The organism is Nocardia farcinica, assembly GCF_029867845.1.
Classification (GTDB): Bacteria; Actinomycetota; Actinomycetes; order Mycobacteriales; family Mycobacteriaceae; genus Nocardia; species Nocardia farcinica_A.
Window position 1 is genome coordinate 1 of the sequence record NZ_JARWRU010001180.1, and the last position, 1,668, is coordinate 1,668.

Sequence of the window (1,668 nt, forward strand, 5' to 3'; positions counted from 1 at the left end):
GGGCCCCCGCCGCGGGCCCGGGTTGCGCCGCCTAGGGGGGGCCGGGGTTGCGGCCCCCGCGCCCCCCGCGCCGCCCCCCCGGCCTTGGGGGGCCCCCGGGGCCCTCTTCCCCCCGGGCCCGCACACATGCCGTCCGCCGGCTCGTCGCCGACCGGGGTCGCCGCGCGGGGCGCGTCCGCAACGCGCCCCCGGCGGGTCGTTGCTCAGTGCCTCGGCGGAGCGAACAGTCCCTCGACGGCGGTGATGAAGAAGGGGAAGTCGCCGGCGAACCGCTGGAGATCGCGATCGCGCTCGTAGCCGCCGAACCAGTACAGGCCGGGCTGGGAGTCGTCGCTGGGATCGATCCGGCGGAAGGCGCGGACCCAGCTGTCGACCCGGCCCGAGGCCACGGTGTAGGGCAGGGCGCGGGAGAAGACGGTCTCCTGGTCGGTGGCGGGGATGTCGTCGATGCGGACGGTGTCGAGGCCGCGTTGCAGGGCGCGCACGCGGCGGGCGATGTCGGTGCCGAGCGCGGTTCGTGCGGGCAGGTAGTTCGGCAGCAGCGCCACGGCCACGCCCGCGAGCAGGACGGCGACGCCGACCAGCGCGTAGCCGGAGGTGACGGCGAGGCCGACGGTGGCGATCAGGCCGGCCAGGGCCAGCGCGCCGCCGAACCAGTGGTAGGGGCCGGGACGCTTGCGGTCGACGAAGGTGCCGCGTCGCACCGAGTCGGCGATCATCGCGGTGCGCACCGAATCATGCTGCGCGCGACCGGAATCGCGCACTTCCTTCAGGGTGACCGCGTCCACGCCGTCGGGCAGCAGCGCGCGGTAGACGGCGCGCTCGTAGCCGCGCAACTGGTCGTCGGGGTCGTTGACCCTGGTGACACGCCAGTCGTCCTTGGCGATGCGGGTGATCCACAGGTAGCGGCGCACCGCGAGATCGACCACGGTGGCGGCGATGTCGATCGGGTCGACGTGCTCGTCGAGCAGCAGGCCCGCCTCGCCGGGCAGGACGCCCTCGGGGGAGACGAAGCGCACGTGCCCGTCGGCGCGATCCAGCGGGTCGAGCACCTCCGAGCCGGTCGCGGCGGACTCGTTCGCGCGCCTGGCCCGCCAGACCAGCCCGGCCAGCGCGGCGAGCAGCGCGGCCAGTGCGGTGAAGGCGATCACCACGGGGGTGCTGACCGAGAACGGGCCAGGCGCGTTGTGGTCGATGACGTCGGCGTTGGCGGGCACCGTGCCCGGCGGGATCTGCACGGTGAGATCGATGGCGTCGCCCTTGCGGATGTCGGTCTGCTCGAGGTGCAGCACGCCGATGGCCTCGGTGCGCACGTCGGCGCACGGGCGGGTGTTGCCGGGCGGGCCGAGGGTGCAGTCGACGATGGCCAGTTCGTAGCTCGGCGCGACGAGCGCCGCGCTGATCGCGGCGATGTCGGTGTCGACCACGCCGAGCCAGTGGAAGACCTGGCTGTTCGGGGCGTCGCCGACGGTGTTGTGCACCGAATAGCGGAAGGTGGACTCGCCGGGCGGGGCGATGACGGTGAAGCGGTCGTCGGCCGTGGTGGTGCTGCCGACGCCGGTGGTCTCGACGTCGGTGACCGCGAATCGGCGCTCGACGTCGGGCTCGACCTGTAGCCGCAGCGGCAGCGACATGCGGAACTCGTCCCCCTCCGGGACGGTCACCTTC

General features: G+C 74.0%; 1 protein-coding gene. It reads right to left on the reverse strand.

From position 1 onward, the window contains the following. Positions 1-203: 203 nt before the first annotated feature. A partial coding sequence (locus tag QH283_RS26315; protein ID WP_280505624.1) for a DUF2207 family protein occupies positions 204-1,668 on the reverse strand: 1,465 nt, incomplete at its 5' end.